The 23,435-nt window shown below is 64.9% G+C and carries 23 protein-coding genes and 1 riboswitch; of the genes, 9 read left to right on the top strand and 14 right to left on the bottom strand.

Annotated features, from left to right (window positions below):
- Window positions 1-194: 194 nt before the first annotated feature.
- From ribH to ribD, 4 genes are all read right to left on the bottom strand, one after another.
- Entirely contained in the window at window positions 195-665 is a 471-nt protein-coding gene (gene ribH / locus AC239G_RS16840) for a 6,7-dimethyl-8-ribityllumazine synthase (RefSeq protein ID WP_139467895.1), read from the bottom strand.
- A gap of 63 nt (window positions 666-728) precedes the next feature.
- Window positions 729-2,114, bottom strand: a complete 1,386-nt coding sequence (gene ribA / locus AC239G_RS16835) for a GTP cyclohydrolase II (RefSeq protein WP_181272217.1) — start codon at window positions 2,112-2,114, stop codon at window positions 729-731.
- Window positions 2,107-2,823 carry a riboflavin synthase gene (locus AC239G_RS16830; protein WP_139467897.1) on the bottom strand — a complete coding sequence of 239 codons (717 nt, stop codon included), beginning with the start codon at window positions 2,821-2,823 and terminating at the stop codon, window positions 2,107-2,109. The genes ribA and AC239G_RS16830 overlap by 8 nt, the downstream gene beginning before the upstream one ends.
- Before the next feature lie 53 nt (window positions 2,824-2,876).
- A complete protein-coding gene (ribD, locus tag AC239G_RS16825) occupies window positions 2,877-3,971 on the bottom strand; it encodes a bifunctional diaminohydroxyphosphoribosylaminopyrimidine deaminase/5-amino-6-(5-phosphoribosylamino)uracil reductase RibD (protein WP_487489347.1) in 1,095 nt (364 codons plus the stop codon).
- A gap of 115 nt (window positions 3,972-4,086) precedes the next feature.
- Window positions 4,087-4,215: riboswitch (FMN riboswitch) on the bottom strand.
- Window positions 4,216-4,416: 201 nt separating this feature from the next.
- Here ribD and AC239G_RS16820 point away from each other — a divergent pair.
- From AC239G_RS16820 to AC239G_RS16810, 3 genes are all read left to right on the top strand, one after another.
- Window positions 4,417-4,905 carry a MarR family winged helix-turn-helix transcriptional regulator gene (locus tag AC239G_RS16820; protein ID WP_139467898.1) on the top strand — a complete coding sequence of 163 codons (489 nt, stop codon included), beginning with the start codon at window positions 4,417-4,419 and terminating at the stop codon, window positions 4,903-4,905.
- 89 nt (window positions 4,906-4,994) lie between these two features.
- Entirely contained in the window at window positions 4,995-6,308 is a 1,314-nt protein-coding gene (locus AC239G_RS16815) for an MFS transporter (protein WP_487489346.1), read from the top strand.
- Between the two features lie 295 nt (window positions 6,309-6,603).
- Window positions 6,604-7,170, top strand: coding sequence for a DUF805 domain-containing protein (locus tag AC239G_RS16810; RefSeq protein WP_172171800.1), 567 nt, complete (start codon window positions 6,604-6,606; stop codon window positions 7,168-7,170).
- A 194-nt stretch (window positions 7,171-7,364) separates the two neighbouring features.
- On the opposite strand, the gene AC239G_RS16805 is transcribed toward AC239G_RS16810, so the two are convergent.
- Together AC239G_RS16805 and AC239G_RS16800 are read right to left on the bottom strand one after the other, a co-directional pair.
- Window positions 7,365-8,264 carry a tellurite resistance/C4-dicarboxylate transporter family protein gene (locus tag AC239G_RS16805; protein WP_487489345.1) on the bottom strand — a complete coding sequence of 300 codons (900 nt, stop codon included), beginning with the start codon at window positions 8,262-8,264 and terminating at the stop codon, window positions 7,365-7,367.
- Complete coding sequence (locus AC239G_RS16800) at window positions 8,265-8,444, bottom strand: hypothetical protein (RefSeq protein ID WP_487489344.1); 180 nt, start codon at window positions 8,442-8,444, stop codon at window positions 8,265-8,267.
- Between the two features lie 378 nt (window positions 8,445-8,822).
- On the opposite strand from AC239G_RS16800, the gene AC239G_RS16795 reads away from it, so the two are divergent.
- Both AC239G_RS16795 and AC239G_RS16790 read left to right on the top strand, forming a co-directional pair.
- The gene (locus AC239G_RS16795) at window positions 8,823-9,680 is read left to right on the top strand and encodes an ATP-binding cassette domain-containing protein (RefSeq protein ID WP_458311607.1); all 858 of its coding nucleotides are present in this window, start codon (window positions 8,823-8,825) and stop codon (window positions 9,678-9,680) included.
- 40 nt (window positions 9,681-9,720) lie between these two features.
- Window positions 9,721-11,898 carry a YhgE/Pip domain-containing protein gene (locus AC239G_RS16790; RefSeq protein ID WP_139467903.1) on the top strand — a complete coding sequence of 726 codons (2,178 nt, stop codon included), beginning with the start codon at window positions 9,721-9,723 and terminating at the stop codon, window positions 11,896-11,898.
- Window positions 11,899-12,238: 340 nt separating this feature from the next.
- Here the strand turns inward: AC239G_RS16790 and AC239G_RS16785 are convergent, their stop codons facing one another.
- Complete coding sequence (locus AC239G_RS16785) at window positions 12,239-12,958, bottom strand: AAA family ATPase (RefSeq protein WP_458311606.1); 720 nt, start codon at window positions 12,956-12,958, stop codon at window positions 12,239-12,241.
- 93 nt (window positions 12,959-13,051) lie between these two features.
- The gene (locus AC239G_RS16780; RefSeq protein ID WP_181272219.1) at window positions 13,052-13,651 is read right to left on the bottom strand and encodes a LysE/ArgO family amino acid transporter; all 600 of its coding nucleotides are present in this window, start codon (window positions 13,649-13,651) and stop codon (window positions 13,052-13,054) included.
- A 70-nt stretch (window positions 13,652-13,721) separates the two neighbouring features.
- Between AC239G_RS16780 and AC239G_RS16775 the strand changes: the two genes are divergently transcribed.
- Window positions 13,722-14,621, top strand: coding sequence for an ArgP/LysG family DNA-binding transcriptional regulator (locus tag AC239G_RS16775; RefSeq protein ID WP_139467906.1), 900 nt, complete (start codon window positions 13,722-13,724; stop codon window positions 14,619-14,621).
- A gap of 37 nt (window positions 14,622-14,658) precedes the next feature.
- Here the strand turns inward: AC239G_RS16775 and AC239G_RS16770 are convergent, their stop codons facing one another.
- A complete protein-coding gene (locus AC239G_RS16770; protein ID WP_139467907.1) occupies window positions 14,659-15,243 on the bottom strand; it encodes a TetR/AcrR family transcriptional regulator in 585 nt (194 codons plus the stop codon).
- A 148-nt stretch (window positions 15,244-15,391) separates the two neighbouring features.
- Between AC239G_RS16770 and AC239G_RS16765 the strand changes: the two genes are divergently transcribed.
- Together AC239G_RS16765 and AC239G_RS16760 are read left to right on the top strand one after the other, a co-directional pair.
- On the top strand, window positions 15,392-15,865 hold the full coding sequence (locus AC239G_RS16765; RefSeq protein WP_139467908.1) for a hypothetical protein: 474 nt from the start codon (window positions 15,392-15,394) through the stop codon (window positions 15,863-15,865).
- A 94-nt stretch (window positions 15,866-15,959) separates the two neighbouring features.
- A complete protein-coding gene (locus AC239G_RS16760) occupies window positions 15,960-18,098 on the top strand; it encodes a RecQ family ATP-dependent DNA helicase (protein ID WP_487489343.1) in 2,139 nt (712 codons plus the stop codon).
- Window positions 18,099-18,100: 2 nt separating this feature from the next.
- Here AC239G_RS16760 and AC239G_RS16755 read toward each other — a convergent pair whose 3' ends face one another.
- From AC239G_RS16755 to AC239G_RS16740, 4 genes are all read right to left on the bottom strand, one after another.
- Window positions 18,101-18,397 carry a hypothetical protein gene (locus tag AC239G_RS16755; RefSeq protein ID WP_181272221.1) on the bottom strand — a complete coding sequence of 99 codons (297 nt, stop codon included), beginning with the start codon at window positions 18,395-18,397 and terminating at the stop codon, window positions 18,101-18,103.
- 193 nt (window positions 18,398-18,590) lie between these two features.
- Window positions 18,591-18,797, bottom strand: coding sequence for a hypothetical protein (locus AC239G_RS16750; RefSeq protein ID WP_219922496.1), 207 nt, complete (start codon window positions 18,795-18,797; stop codon window positions 18,591-18,593).
- 348 nt (window positions 18,798-19,145) lie between these two features.
- Window positions 19,146-19,907, bottom strand: a complete 762-nt coding sequence (locus AC239G_RS16745) for a VOC family protein (protein ID WP_181272222.1) — start codon at window positions 19,905-19,907, stop codon at window positions 19,146-19,148.
- A 66-nt stretch (window positions 19,908-19,973) separates the two neighbouring features.
- Window positions 19,974-20,747, bottom strand: coding sequence for an isocitrate lyase/PEP mutase family protein (locus tag AC239G_RS16740; protein ID WP_482400834.1), 774 nt, complete (start codon window positions 20,745-20,747; stop codon window positions 19,974-19,976).
- A 99-nt stretch (window positions 20,748-20,846) separates the two neighbouring features.
- On the opposite strand from AC239G_RS16740, the gene AC239G_RS16735 reads away from it, so the two are divergent.
- Complete coding sequence (locus AC239G_RS16735; RefSeq protein WP_181272224.1) at window positions 20,847-21,581, top strand: DUF998 domain-containing protein; 735 nt, start codon at window positions 20,847-20,849, stop codon at window positions 21,579-21,581.
- A 4-nt stretch (window positions 21,582-21,585) separates the two neighbouring features.
- On the opposite strand, the gene AC239G_RS16730 is transcribed toward AC239G_RS16735, so the two are convergent.
- Window positions 21,586-23,310 (bottom strand): amidase, encoded by a 1,725-nt coding sequence (locus AC239G_RS16730; RefSeq protein WP_181272225.1) that lies wholly within the window; start codon window positions 23,308-23,310, stop codon window positions 21,586-21,588.
- Between the last annotated feature and the right edge of the window lie 125 nt (window positions 23,311-23,435).

Below are 23,435 nucleotides of genomic sequence, written 5' to 3'. Positions count from 1 at the left end.
CGTTCAGTGGAAACACCCGGTCTGATAGTGCTGGTCAGACCGGGTGTTGCACTAGAACCTAGAAACCGCCACACCCACACGGGCAATCTGCGCACACTTATCTCTGGGGAAGCAGGTTCTGCGATCCGATCGGTCTGAGGAAGCCGAGGTCGGCCGACCCGCTCACCCGAGGAGCCCCCGCCACTCAGCCCTGCTCAGATCTGAGGGTACGGCGCCAGGGCCTGAGCGGTGACGAGAGCGGCGGTCATCGCCTCATGTCCCTTGTCCTCGACCGAGCCTTCGAGCCCGGCACGGTCGAGTCCCTGCTGTTCGGTGTCGCAGGTCAGGACGCCGAATCCGACCGGCTTGCCGGAGTCGATGGCGACCCGGTTGAGGCCGTCGGTGGCGGCTTGGCAGACGTAGTCGAAGTGCGGGGTGCCGCCGCGGATGACGACTCCGAGAGCGACGACCGCGTCGAAGTGCGGTGCCAGGCGGGCCGCGGCGACGGGCAGTTCGAAGCTGCCGGGCACGCGGACGAGCGTGGCTTCGGCTCCGGCCTCGGCGGCGGCGCGCTGGGCCCCGTCGACGAGCCCGTCCATGATCTGGGTGTGCCAGGAGGCGGCGACGATGGCGACGCGCAGGTCAGCGGCGTCGACGGTGAGTTCTGGTGCTCCGGAATGAGCCATGATCGTGTCCTTTGTTCGAAGGCTGGGAAGAGCCTGGTTCGTGTCTCTGTGTGGGGCCGAGGTTCAGCTGGCGACGGCCCCGGCTGTGCCCGCGCTCGTACCGGATGTGCCCGTGACCTCCGGCAGCGAGAGCACATGGTGCATGCGTTCGCGCTTCGTGGCCAGGTAGTGCGTGTTCTCCGGCCGCGCCGCGACCTCGAGCGGAACCACAGCTTCGACCGTGATGCCCAGCTCTTCGAGAGCCGAGGTCTTCGCCGGGTTGTTCGTGAGCAGGCGGATGCGAGTCAACCCGAGCGAGCGCAGGATCGTCGCCGCGGCACGGTAGTCGCGGGCGTCGTCGGTGAACCCGAGGTCCCGGTTCGCATCCACGGTGTCCCGCCCCTGATCCTGCAGGGCGTACGCGCGCAGCTTGTTGCTCAGCCCGATTCCGCGACCCTCGTGCCCGGTCAGGTAGAGCACCGCCCCGCCGTGTTCGGCGATGAGGCCGAGCGCCAGGTCGAGCTGCTCACCGCAGTCACACCGGTGCGAACCGAAGACGTCCCCGGTCAGGCACTCCGAATGCAGCCGCACGAGAGGTGCCGGACCCGCTGAGTCGGAATCCGGGGACCCCGCAAACACGCCGAGGTGGTCATGCCCGTTGATCGTGAACGCGCGGGCCCGCAGGCTGCCGTGCTCCGACGGCAGAGCCACCTCCGCGGTCGCCTCAACCGATTCGTCCCCACCAGGGGCACCGGCGATGTTCACCGAGGCGGCCGCCTCAGTGCGGGAATCGTCCGAAGGCGAAGACACGGACGCCGCGGAGTCGTTGGACTCATCCGCGTCACGCAGCTCGAGGTAGGCGATGAGCTGTTCGATCGAGACCATGACGAGGTCGTGGGCGTCGGCGAAGTCGCGCACCGCGTCGAAGCGCATCATCGAACCGTCGTCGTGGACCACCTCGGCGATCATCGCCACCGGCTGAGCACCGGCCAGGCGCGCGAACTCGACTCCGGCCTCGGTGTGACCTGGACGTTCGCGGACCCCGCCGTCCTTGGCGATGAGCGGGAAGATGTGGCCGGGCCGCGAGATCGCAGTCGGATCCGGACCGGCGGCGGCGAGGACTCGACCGGTCTCGGCGCGTTCGGCGGCGCTGATGCCCGTGGTCACCCCGACCGCGTCGCAGCTGACCGTGTAGGCGGTGCCCTTCGGATCCTCGTTGTCGGTGACCATCGGCGGCAGACGCAAGGACGCGGCTCGGTCGGCGGTCATCGGTGCGCAGATGACGCCCGAGGTGTGCCGGACGAAGAAGCCCATCGTCGTGGGGTCGGCGAACTCGGCGGCCATGATGAGGTCGCCCTCGTTCTCCCGGTCCTCATCATCGACGACGAGGATGGGTCGGCCGGCGGCGACGGCTGCGATGGCCGCGTCTATGGGATCGAGGCGGCTGGCGTGGGCGATGGGATCAGTCATGATCGACTCCTTGCTGGGTGCTGTTCGAAGGTGATGAGCCCGCCGAGGCGGGGCTCGAGTGAGTGGGGACCGCGTCGGCGGCGCCGCCATCGGTGCGGAAGGACAGGAGGCGTGCGGTGTACTTCGCGAGCACGTCGACCTCGACGTTCACGGCCGCGCCTACCGGCAGCTCGCCGAACGTCGTGTGTGCCAGGGTGGCTGGAATGAGGCCGACCTCCACCCACGCCGAGGGTGCGCTCGGTTCGGACACGGCCGTCAGCGTCAGCGACACACCATTGAGCGCGATCGACCCCTTGATCGCGGTCAGCGGTGCGAGGTCGTTCGGGATCCCGATGCGCAGGGTCGACCAGTCGGGTCGGTCGATGCGGTTGAGGAGTTCGCCGCGTCCGTCGACGTGTCCTTGGACGACATGCCCGTCGAAGCGCCCCGAGGCGGGCGTGCAGCGTTCCAGGTTGACGCGGTCGCCCGTGACCAAGGAGCCGAGCCCGGTCAGGCGCAGGGTCTCGCCCATGACCTCGGCGGTGAATAGGCCGGGACGCTGCTCGGTGGGCTGCCTCGTCGAAGTCAGGCAGACTCCGTTGACGGACAGCGAGCCGCCGAGGTCGAGGTCGGCGACGAGGGGGCCGGCGTCGATGGTGATCGCTGCCGAATCGTTCGTGTGCTCGATGGACTCGACGGTGCCGAGTTCTTCGATGATTCCGGTGAACATGTGACTCCAGATTCTTCAGGCGGTGGTCGGTGGTGGTTGGGGGAGTGCGGCGGCTACGTACCTGGTTCGGGGGAGCCGGTTTCGGTAGGTTCCGGATCCGCAGTTGTGAAGTGCAGCAGGAAGTCCGGGCCGAGCCGTGACACCGCCTGTGTCTCCGTGTCGTCGGGGATCAGCTGCAGCGCCTCGGACAGGGTGCCGATGTCCAAGCCGTCGACGCTGCTGCGGCCGGGGCCGATGAGCAGCGGAGCCTGATAGCAGAAGACCTCGTCGACGACACCCGCGGAGAAGAACGCGCCGAGCACCGTCGGCCCGCCTTCGACGAGGAGGTGGCGCACTCCGGCGGCGTACAGTTCGTCCAAGGCCGCACGGACATCGTGGGTGCGCAGCTGCAGAGTGTTCGGATTGAGGGCGAGAAACGATGTGACCGGCAGTTCCGAGGTGCCGAGCACGACGGGCCGCGGCTGGTCGTCGAGTGAGATTCCGTCCGGGCCGCGGGCATTGAGACGCGGATCGTCGGCCACGGCGGTGCCGGTGCCGACGAGGATGGCGTCGACTCGGGCCCGGACCTCGTGAGCGTGTGCGCGAGACTCCGCGGAGGTGATCCACTGACTGGTTCCATCGGCGGCGGCGACGGCCCCGTCGAGGCTCTGTGCGATCTTCGCCGAGACGAACGGGCGGGCCTCGGCCGTCGACCGGACCCAGCGGGCATTGAGTGCGCGGGAGTCCTCTTCGTGCAGTCCCGAACGGACCGTCAACCCCGCCTCGGCGAGGGTCTGTCCGCCGCCCGCGGCCAAGGGATTCGAGTCGGGGGAGGCGAAGACGACGGAGGGGATCGCAGCGTTGATGATCGCCTCGGTGCAGGGGCCGGTCCGGCCGTGATGGGCGCAGGGCTCGAGCGTGACGAACAGTGTCGAGGTGGTCAGATCGATGTCGAGGTCGTGGGCGGTGGTGATCGCGTCCACCTCGGCGTGGGGAGTGCCCGCACCTCCGTGGTGACCGGTGACGATCTGGCCGTCGGCTGTCAGGATTGCCGCGCCCACCAGCGGATTCGCTCCGCGAACACCTTCGCGGGCCGCACCCAGGGCAGCGGTCATCGCCGCGGATTCGAGGTCCGTGAATTCCGCTGCGTCGCCTGGCTGCGCGCCCATGAAAAAAACCTCCCGAGCCTTCGCCGGGAGGGAGGATATTGCGGGTGCAACCATCAGGGCGTCTCAGTCGCGTGCGACGGTGCGGTCGATTGCACCAGACACAGCGGCCGAGGCCACCATGCTCCTCCCATCCAGACTCTGACTGTCGGTTTCGGAATTTCACCGAATCAACCGCCTGCACGAATGCGAGCGGCTCGCGGACTATGACCGCCGGTACGGAATTTCACCGTCCCCGGAACATGTGAGGCCAGAGTAGCATGACCATCACCGAGGCGGCCGTGAGGTCCGTCACATGGTGACACCTGGGCGGGGTGGGAGCGGTTTTGCGTGCGGATGGGGTGGAGTGTCTCCGTGGTCCGGGCGGGCCGGCGTTCGCGAGCGACGCGAAGGCGCTCGCGGTGACCACGATTTGCCGAATTGCATAACCTGGGTATATAAATAAGTTATGGATGATGTGGATTCGGCTGAACTCGTGTCGCGGCTCGTTGTCGTCTCGTCGCGCCTGACCAGAGCGTTTCGACGAGTGATCGGCAATGAGAACTCGCTGGCGGCGCTGCGTGCGCTCGCAGTCGTCGAGCAGTATCAGCCCGTACGGGTGGGCCATTTCGCGCAAGGATATCTGAGCTCTCAGCCCGCGGCGACGAAACTCCTCGCCAAACTCGAAGAAGCCGGACTCGTCGTGCGCGAACCCAGTCCCACGGACGGCCGGGCGTCGCAGTTCTCTCTCACCGAAGCCGGACGGGCGAGGCTGGCGGAGAACCGGTCGATCATGATCGAGCAGATGCAGCCCTACTTCGAGTCGCTGAGCGTCGAGGAGAGGCAGAGCGTCGATCGTGCGCTCGGGCTGGTCTCGGACTTCCTCAAGGACCGCCACCCGGTCGACGGCGTCGACGAACCCGCCGACGAATCGGACTCCGACTCGGCCGCGGGCTAGCCGCAGCACACACCTCATTTTTTCAACCACGCTTCCGAATCGGACTTCGCAAGCGGAACGCACCATAGGAAAGGAGACGCGACCAGCAGATGAGAGCGTCAGCAGACAACGAAACAACAGGGGACGAAACACCCGCCGATTCCGGGGCGGGAGCGTCGATCCTTCGCCAGCCGCGTGCCGTCTGGGCGGTCGCGTTCGCCGCGGTCATCGCCTTCATGGGCATCGGCCTGGTCGATCCGATCCTGCCGGCCATCTCGGCCGAGCTCGACGCCACCCCCGCCCAATCGATGCTGCTGTTCACCAGCTACCTGTTCATCACCGGCGGAATGATGTTCTTCACGAGCTTCCTGTCTTCGCGCATCGGTGCGAAGACCACGCTGCTCATCGGTCTCGTGCTCATCGTCGCGTTCGCGGCTCTGGCTGGATTCTCCGGTTCCGTCGACCAGATCATCGGTTTCCGTGCCGGTTGGGGGCTGGGCAACGCGCTGTTCATCTCCACCGCTCTGTCGACGATCGTCGGTGCCGCGTCCGGTGGTGCTGAGAAGGCGATCATCCTCTACGAGGCGGCTCTCGGCGTCGGCATCGCCACCGGCCCGCTGCTCGGCGGACTGCTCGGCGGCATCTCCTGGCGCGGACCGTTCTTCGGCACCGCAGTCCTCATGGCCATCGGCTTCATCGCCATCGTTGTGCTGCTGCCGGGAGGAACGAGCTCGAATGGGGCCTCGGCGGAGCCGATCAAGCTCAGCGCTACGTTCCGTGCGCTCGCCCGTCCGGGTGTCGCCATCCTCGGCGTCTCCGCTCTGCTCTACAACTTCGGCTTCTTCATCCTGCTGGCCTACAGCCCGTTCCCTGTCGAGGCTGCCGCCGCGAAGCTGGGCATGGAGGACTTCGGCGCCATGGGCCTCGGCTACGTCTTCTTCGGTTGGGGCATCTGCGTGGCGATCACCTCAGTGTTCGGTGCTCCCGTGCTGACCAAGCGGATCGGACGTCGTCGCAGCCTCATCGTCACCCTGGTCGCACTGGCCGTGCTTCTGGGCGTGATGTCCTTTCTCGTCGAATCGCTGGCCGGGATCATCGTCTGCATCATCGTGGCGGGCATGCTTCTGGGCGTGCTCAACACGGTGTTCACGGAATCGGCGATGGAGGTCAGCGACCTGCCTCGTCCGGTCGCCTCGGGGACCTATTCGGGTGTGCGTTTCATCGGCGGTGCCGTTGCGCCGATCGTCGCCGGTGCGGTGTCGGAATCGATCAGTGCGGGTTCTCCGTACCTCTTCGGTGCGGGGGCCGTGCTGCTGTCGGTCGTCGTCATCTCGCTCGGCTGGAAGAAGCTGCGTCGCGTCGACGGGCATATCGATGAGTCGTCGGTCGACGAGGCTTATGCCCTCACCGGAGGCGACGCCTGAGGCGAACTCGCCTGCAGGCAGTGCCGATCGTCGACGAGGTCGAGCCTTTTCGAAGCGGCAGCGGCTCGCGGATCACGGCGTCCGAGGAATCATTCCTCGGGCGCCGTTTCCGTGTCCGGACCATGACAAATGAGTGAATCATGCGCTGTGTTGCAGATCTGAAACCGGTTCGACACATGATCGATGGAATGCCTGGTGCAGAATAGAGTGCGCGCTTCCTGAAGATCGGCTGAGCATTTTCGGCCCATCGACGTCGGAGCGCGATCGGAAACGTCACCTACAAATGAAGGTCATCATGTCCTACGACGCGAATGCAGCATACAACTCCGGCGCACCCGGTCAAGGAGCTCCCGGTGCCGCCGGCCAGGGCTATGGAGGGCAGGGCTTCGGTGGAGCGCCACGCGGTGCCGCCAGCCCCGATGACCTCTCACTGCCGCTCTACGGCGCTTCCTTCGGCCAGGCCGTCAAGCGCTTCTTCAAGAACTACGCGAAGTTCAGCGGGCGCGCCTCGCGCAGCGAGTTCTGGTGGGCGACGCTGTTCTGCGTTCTCGTTGCGCTGGTGCCCTACATTCTTGTCATCATCGGAGCGGTGATGATGGCGGCGTCTGCTTCTGCCGATCCCTACGGGGGCGGGGCGCCCTCGGGCGGTGGCATTGCACTGATGGGCATCGGAGGGGTCCTTCTCGGCGTGTTTGTCCTGGCCACGATCGTGCCGTCGATCGCTGTCTCCTGGCGCCGCCTCCACGATGCAGGCTTCTCCGGCCTCTTCTACCTGCTTACCCTGACCTCTATCGGCGGAATCGTTGTGCTCGTTATGGAGATCATGCCGCCCAAGCCCGAGGGTCAGCGCTTCGACGTCTGATTTCGAGGTCTGACTGCGGCGCCTGTGCTCGGGCGGAGCATCACGTCTAGTTGCTGACACGTAACACAGCTGCGCAACCATAACGCCCCGTCAGTGTCATCTCGCACCATTGCAATGGTGCGAGATGACACTGACGGGGCGTTGTGTTGCCAAGAGGACGGATTGCGAAGACCCCGCCGAGGAGGTCCGAGCGGTCAGCGACTGCGGAGGGTTCTGACGAATGACGTGACCATGGTGACGAAGACGATCGCCCAGACGGTCAGTGCGATCCAGTACCAGTGGATCCCGATCCATTCGATCGCCGGCACATGATCCGACCGGCCCAGGTATATGCTCGCCACGGCGTACATGCCGACTGGGAACACCATGCTCCACAGCCCGGCCGAATAGGTCATCGGCACCCGGTGGACGGCATGCCTCCAGGCTCCTGCGGCGACGAGCGCCGGGACGAGCCACGTGGCGATCGCCCACAGCAGCGCCGAGGAGGCGCCGACCAGTACACGTGTCGCTTCGAGCAGGGGAGCGTCGCCGAGATCGAGAATCCGGGAACCCGCAACGGTCGTGATTGCCAGTGCCCCCATCGTCACCCAATACGGAGCATCGAGGTCCTTGGGCCCGAACCGATGCCGAAGCACGCGCACGCCGATCGCAATCACGCAGACGACGTAGAGCGCCAGTCCAACCGCCCACATGACCACCGCCGCGAGCGCGAGGAATGCGACCAGACAGGGCTCGAGATATGCGGTGTTCGGAAGCTCGATCCCCAGGCTCGCGGCGACCACCGCCACTGACTGAGCGGCCACCGCCCACACAAGCCACGTGCCGTTCACCCCTGCAGATACCGGCCGTGTGCTCGACCCGAGGATCGCGGTGAAGGGAATCCCGTACCCGAGCACCAGCCAGAGCAGACCGCCGAGAGCGAAGAAGGCGAGGGCCAGCGGGATCAAGCCGAAACCGACGAGCCCCGTCGCCAGGACATTCGTGCCTGCCACAGCGGTGAAGAACCCGAACGCCCGGGAGGGATCATGCAGGTCGGCGCGGACAGCTTCTGGATATCGGAGGATCCGCACCACGGTGAGTACGGTGAAGGACACCTACAGAGCGACGGCGATCCAGAACAGACCCACTGACAGCGAGTGCAGCTCTTTGAGCTCGGCACCGATCGACACGATGCCGGTCGCCATCACCGAGGCGAAACATCCGGGAGCCAGCGTCGAAGGGCTCAGCCCCCACCGTCTGTGCAGTCCGGTGAGGTTGCGATCGGCCGTGCTCATCCGCTCCTCATTCTCGTCGTCGTGTGTCGAGGGACATCGACGTCTTCGATAGTACGACCCCACCCCTGAAACCGCGTTGCAGTCCCGCCCTCCTGAACCGTTCCGCGGTCCCCACCGAGAGGCCACCCGAGAGTCCGCCCGATGGCCTCTGTCCAGCGAATCGATGTGCAATTCGTGACATCTGGGTCTTCTCGAGTCACTCTCGCGTCATTTTCATGAGAGAATTCACTGGTGTTACCAATGGGTAACTTCGCGTGGAGTCGCCCGCTCCACAACCTCACGTGCCGGTGGTGGCGTAGTCTGCAGTCACCTGCGCGGTGCAGAATTATCCGGCACTGACCGGATCGACGAGGGCACAGACGATTGGGAGCGATGGCTATGGAGAGCACAACGGACACTCTCGCCGAGGACACCGACATCGACGCGCCAGCGGTCGCGCTGCACGGTTGGTCGCTGTCCGGCAAACAGGGCGATGTGTTCACCGATATCGACCTCGAGGTGCCGACCGGTGCCATCGCTGTCGTCCGTGGTCCCGCCGGCAGCGGGAAGACCTCTCTCCTCCTGTCCTTGGCTGGAAGGATGCGGGTCTCCGCGGGGGAGGGCCGCCTCGGCGATATCGATATCCGCAAGCAGGCCCGCAACGTGCGCGGGCAGGTTGCGGTCGGACATATCGGCGGGCTGACGGACCTTGAGGACGATTTCACGGTTGCGCAGCACGTCGCCGAACGACAGATCATGCTCCAGCCCTGGTACAAGCCGTGGGCGTCGAAATCGACCCTGCGTGAGGTCATCGGTCTCATCCGGGACACCTTCACCACGGCTACGGAGATCATTGACGAACTCCCGCCGGGGACGTTCTCGAAGCAGGACGCCCAGCGCGCGGACTTCCTCATCGACGATGACGGAGAGGTATTCGTCTCCGAGCTGAGTGAGCTGCAGAAATTCTTCCTCGAATTCGGGCTGGCGAGCCTCAGCCGCCCACCCGTCGTCGTCATCGACAACATCGACTACCTGCGCGAATCCGCCGACCGAGCCCGTGCTTGGGCCGGGATCCTCATCTACCAGCAGCTGCGCAGATCACGGGATCCCGAGAACCCGCTCACGGTCATCGTCTCCTGCGAGGACTCGAGCGAACTCGACATCGCCACCAGATCGCTCGGCTTCCGCGCGGAGCCGTCGCTGGTCGAACTCGAACTGCCGCCCCACCCTCCCGCTCATCGCGGGTCCAAACACTGAACTGCCTGCCCCACGTATACGAATCCGAGGAGATTCCCGAATGTTCTCCCTGCCCTGGTTAGAACTCTCACGATTCAAACGCCACACGATCACGCGCTTGGCGATGATCGTCATCATCGTCATCCCGTCGATCTACGGCGGGCTGTACCTCGCCTCGAACTGGAACCCGACCGAGCACCTCGACAAGCTGCAGGCGGCAATCGTCAACGAGGATACCGGCGCGGAGAAGCCCGACTCGGACGGAGAGAAGCTCAACGCCGGTCAGGAACTCGTCGACGAGATCACGCCGAAGGGCGAAGGCGGATTCGACTGGCAGGAGACCAGCCAAGAGGAAGCCGACGAGGGACTGGCCGAAGGGAAATACTTCGCGGTCCTCGAGATCCCCTCGGACTTCTCCGAGATGCTCGTGTCGACCGGAGGTGACGATCCGCAGCAGGCAGGGCTGCGGCTGCGCACCGACGACGCCCACAACTTCATCGTCGGACAGGTGGCCGGGACCATCCTCTCCGAGATCAAGGGCGGACTGAGCAAGACGACGACCGCCGAGTACGTCAACCAGGTCTATCTCGGATTCAACGACATCCATTCGGAGACGGAGAAAGCTGCAAACGGTGCGTCCGACCTGCACGACGGAGCAGGCCAACTCCACGACGGCACCGGAGAGCTCGTGGACGGGACGACGAAGCTCGACAAAGGAATCGGAACGCTGCAGACCGGGCTCATCGACCTCGATAAGGGTGCGGGCGAGCTGAAGAAGGGCAGCGGCGACCTCGCCGACGGGGCCGATACCCTGGCGAAATCCACCACCGAAGCGAAGAACGGCTCGAAGAAACTCGCCGACGGTGCCGGGCAGGTCGCCGACGGCACCTCAGAGCTGCGAGATACCGCCGATGAGGCGACGAAGAAAGCCGAGGACGTCAAACGCAAGGCCGATGACGTCGTCGACGGAGCGCGACCGAAGCTCGAGCGCGCCGAAGGGGACTTCGACGACGCCCGCACCACCGTGCGCGGGGACATGGACGACCGGATCAAGCAGCTGCAGGAGGACTATCCGGACGACCCGAACGTCAAGAAACTCGCCGAGGATGCCAACGGCCTCGGCGAGGACCTCGATTCCGCACACCAGCGCGCCTCCGATGCCAAGGATGAAGCCAAGAGCCTCGAGGACAAGCTGACCGACGCGGTCGACGGCGTGATGGACAAGATCCGCACGGCCGATAAGAAGATCGGTCAGCTCGACGACGGAGCGCAGAAGGTCGCGACCGGTGCCGATGACCTCCACTCCGGACTGATCAAGCTCGACGCCGGAGCGGGCAAGCTCGCCAAGGGTGCCGGTGACCTGCATGACGGGGCCGTCCAGCTCAAGGACGGCACGGCGAAGGCCAAGGACGGAGCCGGTGATCTCAAGGACGGATCGGAGCAGCTCGTCGACGGGTCAACCGAACTCGATAAGGGTGCGGGCAAGCTTGATGACGGCTCCGGAGAACTCGCCGACGGGTTGGAGAAAGGACTCGAACAGATCCCGACCTACGACAAGAAGGACCGGGAGAACCGTTCGGATGTCGTGGCGGTTCCCGTCGATGCAGACAAGGTCAAGGACAACGCCGTCGATGCCTATGGCGAAGGACTGTCTGCGTTCTTCGTCTCCCTGGCTCTGTGGATCGGCGGAATGATCACCTACATGGTGCTCAACGCCATCCCATACCGAGCACTGTTCTCATCGGCCACCTCGTCGCGCATCGCATGGGCCGGCTACGTTCCCGGGCTGCTGTTCGGCATCGCCCAAGTTGCGGTCCTCTATGCGATCCTCGCCTTCACCTTGGACTTCTCGGCCGGCTCGTGGTTGTGGACGCTGCTGTTCTCGATGCTCGTGGCGGCCTGTTTCCACTCCGTGCACCAATTGTGTGTCGCGGCCTTGGGTGGTGTCGGCAGGCTGATTGCCCTGGTTCTGCTGATGCTGCAGATCGCATCGGCAGGCGGAACCTATCCGGTGGAGACGGCGCCGAAGATCTTCCAGATCATCTCGCCGTTCCTGCCGATGACGCACGCGGTCAGCGGTCTGCGCACACTGGTTGCCGGTGGTGACATGTTCATCGCCGCGCAGGCGGCCGTGGTCCTGCTGCTGATGACCGCAATCTGTCTGGTCGCCACAACCGTGGTCTGCAGCCGCAAGCGTATGGTCACGCTCACTCAGCTCCACCCGAGTCTGCAGCTGTAGGCCGGGCCGGTTGCAGGGTCGTGCCTTGGGGTGCGGGCTGCAGAGTTGTTGCGGGACACAGGGCTGCTGCGGACTTACAGGCCTGATCGCAGCGCGGGCGTCGCAGCGCGGGCGTGGCCCGTTGCGGATGCCAGACGCTGTCGGCGCATTTGTTTGGTCGATCCACGGTGTTTTCGCTGGGCGAAACGCCGTGGATCGACCAAACAATCCAGCGAAATCCAGTTGGGAGGTGATCAAGCAACCATCGCCGAGGTGTTTGGGGGGTCTCCCGGGTGCAAACTGCGCGTGTCAGCAGAGTAAGGAGTGGGTCGCCTCTGGCGTTGCGGGCGTAGGCGGCGGCTCAGTCGTCGAGGTAGCGCAGGTATCGCTGCGGGTCGTGGAGGAAACGGCGCCAGTGATCGACCATGTCGAGGTCCTCCCACGCGGATTCGCGCAGTCCCCAGTCGCCGACCTCGACGATCTTCGCGTTGTCGGCCCGGGCGAGGATGGGGGAGTGGGTGGCCATGACGGTCTGCAGGCCCTTCCGCTGGCGTTCGCGGATGAGCTGCAGAAGAGTCAGCGAGGCCGTGAACGACAGCGCGCTCTCCGGCTCGTCAAGGATCCACAGTCCTAGCTCCATGAAACGGCTTGTGAGCATGTCGACGAACATCTCGCCGTGCGATCGCCGGGCATAATGATGGCCGCGCATCGAGCCGACGCCCATGAGATAGGCCATGTTCTCGTGCATCGTTTCGGCGCGAAGGAAGAATCCGCTGCGATTCGTTGTCGCTCCGCGCACGATCTGCAGGTGTTCACTCAGCTCGGGAGGCGCCTCGACGTGATCGCGCACCTCCCAATCTGAGCCGCCGCCGTGCGGGAGGTCAAGAGCCGTGGCGATGGCCTCGATGATGGTCGACTTGCCCGAGCCGTTCTCGCCGACGAAGACGGTCGTCCGATCGAACTCGAAGCCGGACAGAACGTCGCGAACGGCCGGCAGATCACGCAGCCAGGGACTCAGCTTCGGAGGAGACAGGGCATGCTCGGCCACAGAACGCAGTGGCAGGTCGATGCGGGGATCCATGTCTGCGACGGTATCGCTCGGCTCCGACACGACCGCGGAGCCTCCGTCTGCATGCCGACCCGAGCCACAGCTCCCACCGCGGCGACTTCCCTGCTATCCCAGCGCCAGCCGCGCGGCCAGCAGCACGAGCACGACGGCGATGATGACATCGAGGACCTGCCAGACTCGCGGCCGCCCCAAGTAACGGGAGAGCCCACGGGCGCCGTAGCCGATGACGAGGAACCAGCTGATCGAGCCGAGCATTGCCCCGAATGTGAACGGCCACACCCCGTCCGAACCCTGCTGATTCGCGAGATTGCCGAGCATGACGACGGTGTCGATGTAGACGCCGGGGTTGAGGAACGTCAGCGCCAGAGTGGTGACGATGATGGACTTGAGAGACCGTTGATGAGTGTCCGCCTTCAGCCCGGTGGCTTCTCGCGCCGATTTCAGGCTCGTCCACGCGAACCACAGCAGGTAGGCCACGCCCAGCCAGCGCAGGACTTCGAGCGCCCACGGCGCGAGCAGAACGATCGCCCCGATCCCCACCGTGCCCGCTGCGATGAGCAGCACGTCGGCGACGATGCAGATGGTGACGACGACGCCGAGGTGCTCGCGCCGGATCCCCTGCCGCAGCAGGAGTGCGTTCTGCGGGCCGACGGCGATGATGAGGGACCAGCCGGTGAGGAGTCCGGTGACGAGATGAGTGAACACGGACTCAACAGTAGAGACCGATAGTTCAGAAGAAAAACAACAGAATATGGATCTGATGCACAATTACTTCATGAACATCGATCACGTCAAGGCGCTCGCCGCCGCTGTCGACGAAGGCACCGTCGAAGGGGCGGCCTTCGTTCTCGGCATCACCGCCTCGGCGGCGAGCCAGCGCATCCGCACACTCGAGTCCCGCCTCGGGCAGGTGCTCATCCGACGAACGAACCCGATCACCGTCACCGAGGCGGGGCAGGCGATCCTCCGTTATGCTCGGCAGGTTGAGCTGCTCGAGTCCGAGGCGCTCGACCGGCTGCACGGCATCGATGCCGACTCCCTCGGGCTGGGCGGATCCGGTGACCGGGGTCGTGAGCCCACGGTGCTTCGGGTGGGGGTGAACGCCGATTCGATGGCGACATGGTTTCGCCCGATCTTCGCCGAGGCGGCCGGCTGGGACGATGCCGTCGTCCGCATCGAGATGGTCGATCAGGACAAGGCGCTGCCGCTCTTGGCCTCGGGAGAAGTGCTCGGCACGATCACCTCGACCGCGACCGGCGGGTACGGGACGTCGGTCGCCGAGCTCGGGACGATGCGCTACACCGCCGTGGCCGAACGCTTCCTGTTCGATCGGCATTCCACCGGCACCGAGGCGGATCTGACCAGACTGCCGATGGTGAATTTCGGACAGGACGACGATCTGCAGTTCGAGTTCCTCAGGCGCTGCGGAGTCGAGGGCCGGCCCCCGATGTCCGTCGTGCCGGGCTCAGCGGAGTTCGCGGCCGCCGTGGAGGCAGGCCTCGGGTGGGGGATGGTGCCGGTTATGCAGCTCGACGGTCTCGAAGCCGACCTCGTCGAGATCGGCGCGGAGCCGCATATCGACGTGCCGCTGTACTGGCACCACTGGACTCTGGCCTCGGACAAGCTCTCCCGACTGACCGACGCACTGCGTCGCGCGGCCGCCGTCATGCGGTGATTCGGGGGCGGAGCTGAACTGCCCTCTGTTGATCCGCTCAGGAGCTGAGGAGCTTGCTGATCGTCCACTTGACCTGCTCATGTGCGGCGTCGACGGTCATGGTCTCGGGAGAGATGATCGAGTGCAGGGCGATGCCGTCGACGGTGGTGAAGAGTGCTGTGGCGGTCGGCGCCACCTCAGTCGGGTCGAGATGCCCCTCCTCGGCGAGCAGATTCAGCCAGCGATGCAGGCTGTCATAGGTGACACGGTGACCGTGTTCGAGGAGGCGCCGGGACACTGCCCGCTTCTCCGCTCCAAGGGCATGCAAGTGCATGGAGAACCAGGTTTCGAGCTGCACATCTCGATGCTCATGAGTCGGCAGGAACTGGGCGCAGCACTCATAGAGCCGGTTGGCCGGGTCGCGGTTCGCATCAGCGATGGAGAAGTCCTTGACGACGGTGTCGATGGAGCGCCGAGCGACTGCTTCGTGGAGGTCTGCCTGGGTGGGGAAGTAGTGGCGCAGAGTCGATGGTCCGACCCCTGCTTCCTTGGCCACGGCGCGCACACTGAGGTTCGCATGCCCAGGCTGCGACCCCTCAGCCAGGCGAATGGCTGCGGCGACGATTTCATCTCGCTTCGACAACCGTGACTCCTCGCTTCATTGACAACGATGCTTCAACTCAGTGTATAGTACGTTGTACTAGTACGGTGTGCCAAGGCGCCGATGCGGCGCGGCAGGAACAGTGTGCTGACCCGACCAGAGGACCCCAACAGAAGAAGAGAGAGCCCTCATGATCGACAGTCTGCAGGAATTCGCCGGAAACATCCCCGACTGGCTGCAGTGGGCAGGCATTCTGCTCGTCTCGGCCATCCCTTTCGTCGAGTCGTATTTCGGCGCTGTCATCGGCGTCGCGATCGGACTCCACCCCGTGGTCGCCATCCTCATGGCCATCATCGGCAACGTCATCTCAATGCTCGCCTTCGTCTATGGGGCCGGTGCCATCCGCGACAAGGCGACGAAGAACAAAGAGGTCGAGGAGAAGCCGAAACGACAGCGGCTCAAGCGCATGTTCGACAAATTCGGCGTGCCGGGAGTCTCGCTGCTCGGCCAGACGCTCCTGCCCTCGCAGATCACCTCGTCAGCGATGGTCGGCTTCGGTGCGAACCGCAATGTCGTAGCCTTCTGGCAGGTCATCTCGATCATCCTCTGGGGCGTCCTCTTCGGAGTGCTCGCCACCCTGGGCATCGAGCTGGCGCTGCGCTGAGGAGCCGCAGCAAAGGCAAAGTGAAGGACATGCTTTGCCCAGGCCAACTGGGGGATGGGCCTGCCGTGTCACACCCTCCACCTAGACTGGCCCCATGACGGAATCCACCCCGACATCCCCACCGGTTGCAGGCTCACCCGGCGCCCCTGACGATTTCGCGATCGAGGCGCAGCGGATCCTGGCCGAGCTCACCGCGAACCCGAAAGCGCAGTTCCGCGATGGCCAGCTCGAGTCCATCCGCGACCTCGTGCAGGCGAAGAAACGCGTCCTCGTCGTCCAGCGCACCGGGTGGGGCAAGTCAGCGGTGTACTTCGTGGCCACTCGGATGCTCCGGGCCTCGGGCACCGGGCCGAGTCTCATCATCTCCCCGCTGCTGGCGCTCATGCGCGACCAGATCGCCGCGGCCGAACGTGCCGGAGTCCGTGCCGCCAGTCTCAACTCCTCGAACGTCACCGAATGGGATTCCGTGCTCGAGGACCTCAAGGCCGGCAGTCTCGACGTCCTCCTCGTCTCCCCGGAACGGCTGAACAATCCGCAGTTCCGCGACGAAGTGCTGCCCCAACTGCTGGCCTTCCTCGGACTCATCGTCGTCGACGAAGCCCACTGCATCTCCGATTGGGGCCACGATTTCCGCCCCGACTACCGCCGCATCGGCCGGATTCTGTCCGAACTGCCACGTGACACCCCGGTACTCGCGACGACGGCGACAGCGAACTCCCGCGTCGTCACCGACGTCGCCGAACAGCTCGGCGACGACACCACAGTCGTCCGCGGTGAACTCGCCCGAGATTCCCTGCGCCTCGGCGTCCTCCCAGGGCTCGACGCCAGCTCCCGCATCGCCTGGCTGGCCTCCCATCTCAACGACTTCACCGGGTCCGGAATCGTCTACACGCTCACCGTCTCCGCTGCCGAGGACATCACCCGAATGCTGCGCGAACAAGGCCACGAGGTCCGCGCCTATACGGGCCGGACCGATGCCGAAGAACGCGCGGAACTCGAGCAGCAGCTCAAGGACAATCGGATCAAGGCGCTGGTGGCCACCTCGGCGCTGGGCATGGGATTCGACAAACCGGACCTCGGATTCGTCATCCACATCGGCGCGCCCTCCTCAGCCGTGGCTTACTACCAGCAGGTCGGCCGAGCCGGCCGCGCCACAGACTCCGCCGATGTCCTGCTGTTGCCCGGAGCGGAAGACGAACAGATCTGGGAGTACTTTGCGACTGCGTCGATGCCCAATCAGGACGATGCGAACGCCGTGCTCGCAGCCCTCGCCGAGGCGGACGGCCCCCTGTCCGTGGCCCGCTTGGAAACTTTGGTCGGAACCAAACGCTCCCGTCTCAACCTGCTGCTCAAGACCCTCGAAGTCGAAGACGCGGTGTCGAAGGTCAAAGGCGGGTACGTCTCGACCGGGTTGGGCTGGACCTACGACCGGGAACGCTATGAGAAGGTCGCGGCCGTCCGAGCCGAAGAGGCCCAGGCCATGCTCGATTATGAGGCGACCGGGCAGTGTCGGATGGAGTTCCTCATCCGTCAGCTCGACGATCCCGACCCGAAACTCTGCGGCCGCTGCGACAACTGTGCGGGAGTGTGGTTCTCTGCCGAGATCTCCGACGAACAGCGCCAAGCGGCGGCCGGGAACCTGCACAAGATCGGCCTGCCCATCGAACCGCGCAGTACCTGGCCTAGTGGATTGGCCAACATCGGGGTTCCGCTCAAGGGTCGGATCCCCGCCGAAGATCTCGCCGAGGAAGGACGCGCCATCGCCCGCCTCTCCGACCTCGGACAGGGGCAGAGCCTGCGATCGTTCCTCGCCCCCGATGCTCCCGACGCCGAGGTGCCCGGCCAGATCGGCAAATGGTGCCTCGAAGTGCTCGGGCAGTGGGACTGGAACACCCGCCCCGAGGTGGTCGTATCGATCCCGAGCAATCGCCGTCCAGTGACGGTGCGGTCTCTGGCCGCGAATCTCGCCGCGGCCGGCCGACTCGTGGACGGCGGGGAACTGCTCCAGGTAGGCGATCACGGCACCCCTGATGTCAACAGTGCTTTCCGCGTCAAAGACCTCTATGAGGCCTTCGTTGTTCCTCCGGAAGTCGAGGAGGCAGTGGCCGGGAAGTCAGTGTTGCTGGTCGACGACGAGGTCGTCTCGCGGTGGACGATGACGGTCTGTGCACGATTGCTGCGGCGGGCAGGAGCCACCTCGGTGCTGCCGTTCGCCCTTGCACTCCGGGCCTGAGGTCAGTTCGACGAGCCGTCCCGGAGCTGACCCCAGCCGAACTCGGTCTCCGATATTTCATCTCGAAGATCTTCGAAGAATCGATCTCGCGCCTCATCCATGTTTTCGTACATATAGGAATCTGAAACGATGACGCTGAGAGTCTCTCCGCATGCCTGAATAGACGCTACGAATCGATCGAGCCTAGACCCCTCAGATTCGATAGTAAGTTGTTCGAATTCGGCATCAGTAAGCAGCTTCTGAATCGCTGGAATTACTATGTATTCGATCCTGCCGTTCAGTTCCGTGCTGATGTCCAAATGGATCCGCTCTCTTTGACTTCCAGTCGTGCGACGCTCTCGGCCGTCGGCTTGTTGGTTTCGAGCTTAAACGTCGGCGAATGAAGATGCCATAAATACAGAGACTGTCGCGATGTTCATTCTGAGACTATTCAGCGACCGCATGATTTCAAAGCTCACCATCAAGCGTGCTGGATGACTTACAGCGGTAGCTCTAACTCCTCTGCAGGTCTCTGACCAGGCGCGGAGTTGACCGGCGGCCGACCTTCACTGTCCACTTCGACCACGGGTAGGAGAGTCGGACATGGAAATAGTTGATGTATTCGGCGGCAGCGAACTGCCAGATGACGATGATGAGAACCGCGCTGAGCGAAAAGCCGGGCCAAGCGACGACGATGCCGATGAGTGAGGTGAGAAGCACCAGCGGATTGATGACGCGCAGAAACCGATAGATTCGAGCGACCGGTCTTGGAATCGGGGCCGGCAGATGATGCCGAGCGATCAGCCAGTAGATTCCGGCCTGGACGAGGATGAAGAGCAGCGGGGACAGCGCTGCCTATAGCGCTGCTTCGGCTCGATCGGTCGCGACAAAAGCGAGCCGCGTCGGAACGACAGCGAAGACCGCCGCGGCGACGATCTCCCCGAGCCCCAGGCTGAGGAATCGTCGCCGCAGCGGTGCAAAACGATCGGTGTCAGTCACAGCCGGATCAGCGACTGCCGAAGGGCAGTCGACCAGAACAGTGCCGGGCCGCCTCGGCGAGGCTGACGGTCACAGATTCTGCTGGAGCTGGAACGTCGCGCCTTCCGGATCGGTGACCGTGACGATGCGTCCGTACGGGGAGTCTTCCGGACCGGCGAGCACCTTGCCGCCGAGCTCGGTCACCTTCGCTGCCGCAGCATCGGCGTCTTCGACGTTGAAGTAGGTGCGCCAATAGGAATTCTGTGCCCATTCGCTGGCGTCACAGATTCCGGCCACGGCATCGTCGCCGTCGCCGTGCGTCGAGTACGGGAAGCCCTCCATCGGAGTGATGTCGAATGAGAAGACCTTGGCATAGAAATCATTCGCTGCCTGGTAGTTCGTCGTCATGAGTTCGAACCACACGGGAGTTCCCGGTGAGAGCGGAGTATCGAAGCCGGAGAACTCGCCGGGCTGCCACATGCCGATGGGCGAACCCGTCGGATCGACGACGACGGCCATCTGGCCGAGCGGGCCGACGGGCATGGGTCCGACGACGTCCGCAGCACCGGCACCCAACGCTGCCTGGTGGACTCCGGCGATGTTCCCAGTGTGCAGGTAGGTCGACCAAGCCGTGGGCATCTCCGGACTCGGGGTGCCGTCCATGTTCATGGCTCGCATGGCGCCGCCGACGTTGCCTCCGTCCTTCGTGATCATGTTGTAGTGGCCGAAGTCCTCACCCATGTCGGTGAATTCCCAGCCGAAGAGCTGATTGTAGAAGTTCTGGGCGGCCTCGAAGTCCTGGCAGACATAGTCGATCCAGATCGGCTGGCCTTCGCGGGGGTTGGCAGGCATTGCGTCTCCTCTTGTGATGGGTGGAGGTGAGTTGCAGTGAATAGTGCCGACGGCAGGGGGATGACCCTACTGCCAAGCGCGCGTGAAATCCGCGAAGCAGTCGGTCAGCGCCGCCTGCAGAAGCGGACCGAAGGTCACGCGCCCGACCCCGAGCTCAGCGAGCTGTGAGAGGTCGAGTTCTTCGGGCACCGCGCCCTTGATCGGGTGCGCGGTGACATTGAGCGGCAGAGTGATCTGCGCGAGGATCGACTTGAGTGTGCCCACATCGGGCAGGCGGACGGGGTAGACGGAGTCCGCGCCGGCGTCGGTGCACAGACGCAGACGTCGAACCACCTCGGCGGTGGGATCCTCGAAGTCGCCGGGATATTTGAACACATCTGTCCGGGCGTTGATGACGACGTGGACCCTTTGAGCCTCGGCCGCTTGGCGCAGACTCCAGATGTATTCGGCATGCTCCTCGGGACTGCGCATGCTGCCGCGACTGTGCACCGTGTCCTCGATATTCACACCGACCGCTCCGGCCTCGAGGAGACCGGCGACGAGCTCGGGAGCGGGGGTGTCGTATCCGGATTCGAGATCCGCGGTGACGGGAACATCCACCGCGGAGGTGATCCGCGAGATACCCTCGAGCGCCTGCTCGAGCGTCATCTGCTCACCGTCGCCGTGGCCGAGCGAATCGGCGAGTGGGTGCGACCCGACGCTCAGAGCGTTGAAACCGACGTCGACCATCGCACGAGCCGACCAGGCATCCCAGACAGTCGGCAGCACGAGAGGTTCGTCCTGGTGATGTCCCTGCAGAAGGGTGAAAGCGCGTTCGGCGAGAACCGTGTAATCGACCATGGTCAATACTTTTCCACTGTTGTGCCTCGACACGCCAGGGGTCGGACTGGTTCACCAGAAGGTTTCAGGCAGGCGCAGTGATAGCGTGAACAACATCCGATGTCGCCGTACGGAGGAGCAGAGGTGGCCGGTTCGGGCACCATCCGCGTTTCGCCCAAACCCGAGCGGGTATGGGCACTCCTCGCCGTGCTTGCCAGCATGGCCACGATCCTCATCGAGATTCCCGCGGCACTGATGTCCGAAGGCGGCTATTCGTTCACTCAGCAGCCCATCAGCCATCTGGGGATGACCGGATGCGGGGACTGGGGAGACGTCGGAACCCCGATCGAGGTCTGCTCACCGGCCCATCCCTTCGTCAACGGTGTTTCCATCATCGCCGGATCGATGCTCGCGATCATCGCCTTCATCTGGCACGACTGGATCGCCCCGAGTCGCTGGGGCAGGTGCGGATCCTTCCTACTCGCCGCCGGCGGAATGCTGTTGGCCGGAACCGGGATGGTCCCCGCCGATATCGATCCGACTCTGCATGCTGTCTTCGGTTTCGGCGGATCCGGAATCCAGAATCTCGGTCTGCTCGCCGCAGGCATCGCCTTGACTCATTGGCCCGAGAAGCGCTGGATCGGTCCCGTCGAATTCGGCGGGCTCACGCTCGGACTGGGCGCGTTCGGTCTCGCCGGAGCACTGTTCTTGGCTGCTCCCGAGACCTGGAACCTGCCCGTCGGCATCGTCGAGAGAGCCGCGTCCTACCCGTTCCTCATCTGGTTCATCCTCGCCGGATGGATGCAGCTGCGTGACGCCTCCAGGCGAAAGCGCGAACTCACCTCCGGGCGCTGACGATCTACAGCCGCGGAGTCCGCGGCGGCACCTGGCGACGGTCGCCGGTCGCCTCGAACGCTGCGGCGATCTCGATGAGCGCAGAATCGTCCCAGCCTCGTCCGGCGATCGTCAGGCCCACGGGAATCCCGGTATCGGACATGGTGCCCATCGGCACCGTCACCGAGGGAATGCCCAGATGCCTGGGCACGAGGTTGCCGTTGGCCACCCACGTGCCGTTGCGCCATCCCAGGTCCGCGGAAGCTTCATTGACGTCCATGTCCGATGGTCCCACATCGGCCATCGCCGGGAAGATCACCGCATCGAGGCCCCGCTCGTCCATCCATTCCTCGAGGTCGACCCGGCGGGTCTCCTCGAGCCCGCGCACACCGGATTCGAGCTCCGGGATCTCCGTGACCGAGGCGTAGCGATTCGTGCGCACCTGCTCCGGGTAGGTTGCGATGTCATCGTCGAACCCGACGTAGCGATCCGGCAGCGCACCGGGTGGGTGGGGGAAGATCAAGGCTCCCTCCACCTCGGCGAGGGTGTTCAGTTTGGGGTCGCCGTTCGCGGCGAGGAAGTCATCCCATCCCCACGACGAGAGGTCGTTGATCTCCCGGTCGAGGTAGGCGGCGGTGACGAGCCCCCGCGTCGCGATCGTCGGCGCACCGGGCCGGTCGCCCTCGTATTTGCTCACGACCGGGAAGTCGGTCTCGACGACCTCGGCGCCTGCGGATTCGAGATCGGCTCGCGCCGCCTGCCAGGCCTCGATCACCGAGGCGCGCGTCTCGACTCGCTGTCCCGTGGGCCCGCCGATACCGCCGTCCGGGTTCGTCCCGGCCTCGTCATCGGCATTGATGTACATCCGCGGCACGCCGAGGCGTTTGCCGGCCAGCACTGCCTGTGCCGCCGCGACGGATTCCGGCAGCAGTGCGGCATAGGAGTCCGGGCGCACCGCGCTCGCCTTCGGGATATCCACCCACGGTTGGACGCGCCAGAAGTCCCCGCGAGTCTGTTCGTCATCAGCGACGATGACGTCGAGAACCTCCGCCAGATCGGCCATCGTGCGAGTGTGAGGGACGACGACGTCCATCGTGGGCACGAGCGGCCAGTTTCCGCGCACGCTGATGACCCCGCGCGAGGGTGTGTAGGCGATGAGCGCATTGTGCGACGCCGGTGCACGACCCGATGACCAGGTCTCCTCGCCGAGGCCGAATGCTGCGAAGCTCGCCGTCGTGGCCGTGCCCGATCCGTTCGAGGAACCGGAGGCGAAGGCGCTGGTCAGCCAGTCGGCGTTGTAGGGGCTTTCGGCCCGACCATAGAGTCCGCGCTGCATGCCGCCGTTGGCCATCGGCGGCATGTTCGTCAGGCCCAAGCAGATGGCGCCGCCGGCGCGCAGCCGTTCGATCGTGAACGCATCTTTCTGCGCCACGAGGTCGGCGAAGGCCGGAGACCCGGAGGCCACGGTGAGGCCCGCGACCATATAGCTGTCCTTCGCGGTGTACGGAATTCCGTCGAGGGGGCCGAGAGTCTCACCGGCTGCACGTCGTTCGTCGGAGGCGGCCGCCTCGGCGAGGGCTTGCGGGTTCTTCACGATCACGGAGTTGAGTTTCGTGTCGGTGTCGGGACCGTCGAACGCGGCGATCCGGTCCTGATAGGCCTCGACGAGCTCCACCGAGGTGGTGCGGCCGTCCTCGAGGGCGACTCGCAGATCGGCGATGGACGCTTCGACGACATCGAACTTCGACATGATCTTCCTCCGGGCACTCGACGGTGCGTGCGCGATGTGGGTGTGTTCCTGCCCAGAGTAGCGCCGATTCGCCGAGGATGGGCTGCGGATTTCGTTGTTTGCCGGGCACTGAGAGCGGTATTCGC

This window comes from Brevibacterium sp. Lmc1 (genome assembly GCF_057654315.1).
Note: the sequence above shows the minus strand (reverse complement) of the source record. Positions and strands in the feature narration are given on the sequence as shown.